Here is a 7,567-nt window from a genome sequence, read left to right as displayed (position 1 = left end):
CGCACTTAACAACCAGCAGGGCAGCATCGATGCCGATAGCATCGACCTAACAGCCGATAGCCTGAACAACAATGCCGGAGCCATCCGCAGCAACCAGCACCTGAATGCGCAAATCAGCCAACACATCAACAACCAGCAAGGGCAAATCAGCGCCCTTAAAGATATACACATCAGCGGCAATAGTGCAGACAACAATCTACACATTGACAACAGCGCAGATGGCAAAATCATTGCCGGACAAAACTTGGGCATAAATGCCAAACACCTCAACAACCAAAGCACTATCGTGGCCGGAAACGACCTCGACATTGCCCTGATTAATGACTTCAGCGTCGATACCGACCTTAGCGCCGGACACAAACTCAGTATCAGCAGCCAGGGCAACATCAGCAACAACCATACCCTTAGCGGAGGCGACAGCGTTATCCTTAATGCCGCCAATATCGACAACCAAGCCAGCGGCATCATCCAGAGTAACAACCATACCGAATTACAAGCACAAGACAGCATCACCAACCGTGGCCTGATCAACAGCAACGGCACCACCCTGGTACAGTCTGGCAACAGCATCAACAACATCGGCAGCGGGCGCATCTATGGCAACCATGTTGCCGTCGGTACCCATAACCTAATCAATCAGGAAGAAACCATCGGCAGCGAAACCAAAGCTGCGGTTATTGCTGCGCGTGAGCGACTGGACATCGGTGCCGCCAACATCATCAACAAAGAACACGCCCTCCTGTCGAGCGAAGGCGACATCGCCATTGGCGGTGTCTTAAACGAACAGCATCAGGCCACAGGCATGGCCGACAGCCTGATCAACGGTAGTGCGCGTATCGAAGCGCAGGGCAACGGCAACATTGCCGTCAAAGAATTACACAACCTCAATAACCACTTCAAAGTAGAAGAATATCTGGAGAGCAGCAAAGGAGTAAGACAGTATCAAGAAAAAGGTAACCCTGCTATTTGGGAACATGGCGTAGATGGTAAATTCAGAAGATACAGAAAAGAAATCAGCTTCACCTTCAATGACGGTAGCAAAAAAGTTTGGGAAAAATACTCAGCCGAAAACGTACACTGGTGGGATTTCAAGCGCAAAATCTACAAACAAAAAGTGACCGAAACCGACCCGGGTGAAATCATCATTGGCGGAGATTTAACCATCAGTGGCGATCACTGGCTCAATCACAATAGCCGCATCATCGTTGGAGGCACACTTAACGGTACAGAAAACCTGAATCTTGAAAACCGCGAAACCAAAGGACAACAGCGGATTGAAGAGCATGGTGAGCAGGGAAAATATGAATACAAAAACCCTCCCCATAAAAAAGGTAAAATAAAAACCACTGGTGAAACTTCATATGATCGCACCATCATCACCAGCCACGAATTCGATACCCCGGCCAGCACCATTCAGCAACACGCCAACAAAGAAGCCAATCAGGCGCATGTAACTCAGGCTGGCACTAGTACCGTACAACAAAACCAGAGCAGCGCCCAAAACCAGATAAACCAACACAACCAACAAATCAAAACCCTGACTGATATCAACACCAGACTGCCCAACAACAGCCTGTACCATATCAACCCCAATAATAACGGTTATCTGGTAGAAACCGACCCTGCCTTTACCAACATGAAAAAATGGCTGGGCAGCGACTATATGCTTAGCGCCCTCGGCCAAGACCCGAACAAAATGCAGAAACGGCTGGGCGACGGCTATTACGAACAACGCCTGATCAACGAACAAATCGCCAACCTGACCGGCTTCCGCCATCTGGAGGGCTATCAGAACGACGAAGAACAATACAAAGCCCTGATGAATGCCGGCATCACCTATGCGCAACAGTATAAACTGACCCCCGGCATCGCCCTGAGCGCCGAACAGATGGCGCAACTGACCAGCGACATCGTCTGGCTGGTTAACCAGACCATCACCCTGGCCGACGGCAGCCAGCAAACCGTCCTCGTGCCCAAAGTTTACCTGATTGCCCGTGCCAGCGACGTCAACAGTGCCGGCAGCCTGATTAGCGCGCGCAACATCAACCTGCAAAACAGCGGCAACATAGACAACCAAGGTACCTTGGCAGCGCAGAACATCGTCAACCTTGGCGCCCAGAACATCAACAACAGCGGCACCCTCAGCGCCAACAAAATGGCTCTTAAAGCCGATAACAGCATCAACTTCAACGGTGGCGTAGCCATCGCCCAAGACCTGCTCAGCCTCAAAGCCGACCAAATCAACCTCACCACCACCACCGCCAGCTATGGCGACAACCGTAATGGTGGCACCGTTATCGACCGCAACGCCGGCCTGTACGTAACTGGCGCCAAAGACAGCATCCTCAGCGTATCCGGCACCCATGGCATCAACACCCACGGCGCCGACATCATCAATACCGGCGCCAACGGCATCACCCAGCTTAGCGCCAGTGACGGCAGCATCAACCTCGGTACCGTCACCACCGCCACCCATATGACAGCAGGTGAGCGCAGCGACAAAAACCACTGGATAAACCACTATCAAAGCGAAGTAGGCACCAATATCACCGCAGTAGGGGACATCAACCTACTGGCCGGTGACCAACTGAACATCCGTCAGAGCGACATCGACAGCTACAACGGCAGCGTCAACCTGTATGGCAAAAACGGCGTCAACATCAGCGAAGGACGACAACAAACCGAGCTGGATCATTCCACCTATAAAAAATCCAGCGGCTTCCTGTCGAAAAAAACCACACTGGATCAGTATCAGGCCAAACATGACGAAGCCGTAGGCAGCAACATTACCGGTGCCAGAGTCAACATTAGTAGCGATAAAGACATCAACATTCGCGGCAGCAACATCATCTCCGACAACGGCACCACCCTGCATGCCGGCCATGATGTCAACATCAGCGCAGCCGAAAACCACTACACCGATCGCCAGTACCACAAAGAAACCAAATCCGGCCTTATGGGTAGCGGCGGCATCGGCTTTAGCATCGGCAGCCAGAAAGAGAGCGACGACACCACCAACACATCCCATATCCATAGTGGCAGCAGCATCGGTAGCCTCAGCGGCAACACCAACATCATCGCCGGCAACCACTACAGCCAGAGCGGCAGCAGCGTGTCCTCACCCAAAGGCGATGTTAACGTCATCGCCAAACAAATCGACATCAGCGCAGCTGAGGATCAGCACAAACGCGACAACATCCATACCTTTGAAAAGAGTGGCCTCACCGTTGCCGTTAACGTCCCCGTGATCAATGCCATCCAGACGGCCAACACCGCCATCAACCGCGTGGGCAAAAGCAAAAACGACCGCGTCAATGCCATGGCTGCCTATAATGCCGGCATGGATAGCTATAACGCCGTTCAGGCACTACAAGATGCTGGCAAAAATCCCCAATCTGCTGCTCAAAACGTTAGCGTTAGCATCACCGTTGGCCAACAAAAAAGCCGCAGCGAAAGCCACAGCGTAGACAACGTTGCCTCCGCCAGCAATATCCATGCCGGCGGACAAGTTAACCTGCTGGCCACCGGTGCCGGCCAAGATTCCAACATCAACATCATCGGTTCCGACGTTAGTGGTAACCAAGGCACCCACTTACAGGCAGATAACCAAATTAATCTGCTGGCTGCCGAACAAAGTCACAGCGAACGCAGCAAAAACAAATCCAGCGGCTGGAATGCCGGCGTAGCCATCAGCTATGGTTCCGATGGTATGGCCCTCGGCGTTACCGCCGGAGGTAATTACGGCAAAGGCCACGGCAACGGCGACGAGACCAGCTACCGCAACAGCCATATCGGCAGCCTCAGCGGCAATACTAGCCTGATTAGCGGTGGTGCCACCAACATCAAAGGCGCACAGGTAACCGGCAAAGGTGTCAGCATCGATGCCGCCGAACTAAACATCGAAAGCCTGCAAGACACCGCCAAATACGACAGCAAACAGGAAAACATCAGTGGACAAGTAACCGTAGGCTATGGAGCCTCTGGTTCAGTCAGCTACAGCAAGAGCAAAATCAAAGCCGATTATGCGGGCGTCACCGAACAGAGCGGCATCATTGCCGGCGATAATGGCTACCAGATCAAAGTCAAAGGCAATACCGACCTCAAGGGCGCCATCATCACCTCAACACAGGCAGCCGAAGCGGCGGGTAAAAACCAGCTTATTACCGGTAGTCTCACCAGCAGCGACATCAAAAACCACAGTGACTACAAAGGCAGCAGTATCGGCATTGGAGCCAGTGGCAGCGTTAGCGGATCTTCACTGGGACAAAGTCAGCCGAGCAAAAACAATAGCATTAATCTGGCCAATCAGGGCGGTACTGGAGCCAGTAATACCGTAGGTTATGGTAGCGACAGCGGTCACGACAGCAGCACCACCCATAGCGGTATCAACACCAACAACATCATCATCACCGATGAAACCGCCCAGCAGCAGAAAACTGGCAAAAGCGCCGCAGAAACCATCGCCGGTATTTATACCGACACCACTAGCGACAACTATGCCGACAAAGCCGGCTACCTGAGCAATAACTTTGATAAAGACAAAGTACAGCAAGAACTGGATTTACAGCGCGAAGTCAGTCAGGAATTCAGCAAAAACATGCAGGCTACCTCAGCCTTCATTAACAGCAAAAAAGATAAACTAAAAGAAGAACTGAAACAAGAAAATCTCAGCCCGGAGCAGCGCGCGCAGTATGAAAAAGAACTGGCGCAATGGAATACCGGCGGGCTGATACTGAATGCGATCGGAGCAGGACTGGCCGCACCCACCAATAATATAGGTGGCATCCTAGCAGCCACCGCTAGCCCGGTATTGTCGCATCAGATTGGACAGTACTTCAAAGTTCTAGCTCATAAAAACCAGATAACCGGCGGTAAAGATGAATTAACCGCCGGTCAAGAAGCAGCTCATATACTGGCACATGCCATATTAGGCGCAGCAGTAGCGGCAGCCGGAGGCAATGACGCCCTTGCCGGAGCATTGGCCGCAGGAGGAGCGGAGGCAACAGCACCAATACTATCACAATGGCTGTATGGCAAAAATCCAGCGGATTTAACTGCTGATGAAAAAGCGACAGTTTCAGCCATAGCAGGCGTTACCGGCGCAGCGACAGGAGTGGCAGTTGGTGGCAGTATGGCCGATGTAGCACAAGGCGATCAGGCTGGGCATATTGCAGTGGATAATAATACTGTATTTGGAGATAAAATACGCAGTTATATAGAGGACGCAAAACACTACTGGCATACAGAAAAAGAAGCCAAAGATAACCTAGATGTAATAAGAAATGTAGCGGTCAATTTAATAGGAGATGGTTTAGATAGTGTAGTAGGATTAAGTGATTATGGTATAGATTCACTAAATGCAGTAGTATATTGTACAGGTTTAACGCCGAATCTATGCAATCAGATGCAAGTGACGTTAGATCCGAAAAACAAAGCAGCGCTCGATAGTATCAAATCAGCATTTGATACACGCACATATATTCAGTTTTATGAGTTATTGGATAAAGCAGCACATGGGGATTTGCAGGCTAGAGAGGCTGCTGGAGAACTACTGGCAGCCGTACTGATAAGTAAAAAGCTGAAATTGAATGCAGAAGGGATATCTAAAGCAGGTAAGAATGCTGAAAAAGGTGTTGCTGGCACTGATAAAAGCTCAGCTCAAAAACGACCAACCCCAAAAGATTCAGAAAAAGATGTAGGAGCCAGTTTACCATCAGATTATAAATCTCAGATAAGTTATAAAGACGGCAAAGAAGTACCTTATGGTACAAAAGGTAGCACCAGACCAGACTGGTGTAACCGGACAACCTGTTCAATAGAAGTGAAAAATTATGATATAGGAAAATACGCTGATAATTTGATTAATAATGTCTCTAAACAAGCAATTGATAGAAGTAAACACTTACCAAAAGGTATGCAGCAACAAATTGTGATAGATGTTAGAGGGCAGCATTTAACACCAGCGTTAGAATTAAAAATTAGACAAGAAATTGTTCAAAAATCTAACGGAATCATTAAACGAGAACAAATTGAATTTTTAAAAGATAAAAGGTAATTAAATAATGTTAATAACTATTGGTATTAGAGGTGGGAGCTCTGTATTTATTCTAGGTACAGACAGTGATATGGAATTATTTTTTGATTGTATTTCGTATTATTTGCAACCCAAATATCCCGAAGAAAATTGGTCTATTTTAACAGACCGTTTCTATCGTCGATATTTGAGATTAGAAGAGCTGGATACTGCTGAATTTTTAATTAAATTGGTTGAAGAAGAGTTTAAACAGTTAGATCAAGAAGCAATTGATTGGGATCCTATTTTATCAGGTAAAGCCAAAAGTGATTTGGACAAAACAAAATCAACTTTATATGATATTTTTGATGGTTATTTTTATGCATTTCATTATTGTGTTGAATCTGCCAAGATAAATTATGAGGGCTTTAAATCAGATCCCGATTATGAGTATGAACCAGTAATGGTGGCTATAACTACATTACCTTTCTCAATAAGTTATAAACAAATACCGCTATCTGTTTTTGATAACTTAGGAGCGGATGAAAAGCCGATTTGGTGGACAGGAAAGATTCCTAAATAATCTTTTTTTACTTTCTTCCAATGCTGCAACTGGCTTCGCAGCATTGGAATTATTATTCAATGTGAAAGTTATGCCACAAGTTCAACAATTAACTTACCGTGCTCGACTTTAATCACAACTGGCCTGCCGGCAATCACAACCACCAGACTGGCAGCATTGCCACCACCACCATCGCCAACAAAGCCGAGCAGGAACTACAAAGCAACAACCCCGAGCTGTGGCAGGATTACAACCAGCTAAGCGAAGACAAAAAACAACTGGTACTAAGAGAGACCAGCAAAGACGACCGCACAGCAGACGAACAAGCCCAATCATGGGGTATCGGTGGTGGCAAGAGCCGTGCCCTGAACGCCGTCACCAGTGCCGTCACCGGCATCCTTGGCGGCCAGACCAACCTGCAAGCAGCCACCAACGCCCTCGCCCCGTATGCCGCAGAACTAATCGGCAAACAATTCGGCCATGGCGACAACCAGAATCAGGCTGCCCAACTGGTAGCACATGCCCTACTGGGCGCCATCAGCGCCAGCGTAAACGGCGGTAATGCCGCCGCCGGAGCAGTAGGCGCAAGCGCAGCCGAATTAGCTGCCCAATACCTGATTAAACAACTACCCAAAGATCAATACCCCGAAGCGATAGACCCGAGAACTGGCGAGATAGACCCGAACCGCTTACCAGAGAGTGTGAAAGCCAACATCAGAGACCTATCATCAGCGGTGGCTACCGTATCAGGCGGGCTAACCGGAGGCTCACTGGTTAATGCACAGATTGCGGGGGTGGCTGGGCAGAATGCGGTGGAGAATAATCAATTAGGTATAAATCACCAACAGAGCGATCAAAAAGCAATTAAAGCATTTAATCAAAAAGTTAAAAAAGAATTAGGAAATAAATTTGAGTTAAAGGGCACTGGGAAAATGAATTTATTAGGCTACGAAATAATGGAGTTAGTACCAATTGGTAACAATACAGTAAGC

Annotated in this window: 3 protein-coding genes; all 3 read left to right on the top strand. The window is 48.5% G+C overall.

Going from position 1 to position 7,567, the window contains the following annotated elements:
• On the top strand, nt 1–6,055 hold a 6,055-nt coding region (locus MJ764_RS11110; RefSeq protein WP_239327053.1), incomplete at its 5' end, for a hemagglutinin repeat-containing protein.
• Nucleotides 6,056–6,062: 7 nt separating this feature from the next.
• The gene (locus tag MJ764_RS11105) at nt 6,063–6,596 is read left to right on the top strand and encodes a hypothetical protein (RefSeq protein ID WP_239327051.1); all 534 of its coding nucleotides are present in this window, start codon (nt 6,063–6,065) and stop codon (nt 6,594–6,596) included.
• 98 nt (nt 6,597–6,694) lie between these two features.
• Nucleotides 6,695–7,567, top strand: an 873-nt coding sequence (locus MJ764_RS11100; protein ID WP_239327049.1) for a VENN motif pre-toxin domain-containing protein, incomplete at its 3' end; no start/stop codon positions are given.

This window comes from Snodgrassella gandavensis (genome assembly GCF_914768025.1).
GTDB classification, from domain to species: Bacteria; Pseudomonadota; Gammaproteobacteria; order Burkholderiales; family Neisseriaceae; genus Snodgrassella; species Snodgrassella gandavensis.
Note: the sequence above shows the minus strand (reverse complement) of the source record. Positions and strands in the feature narration are given on the sequence as shown.

Coding starts and splice junctions, on each gene's coding strand:
- MJ764_RS11105 (WP_239327051.1), top strand. CDS start 6,063: ATGTTAATAACTATTGGTATTAGAGGTGGGAGCTCTGTATTTATTCTA.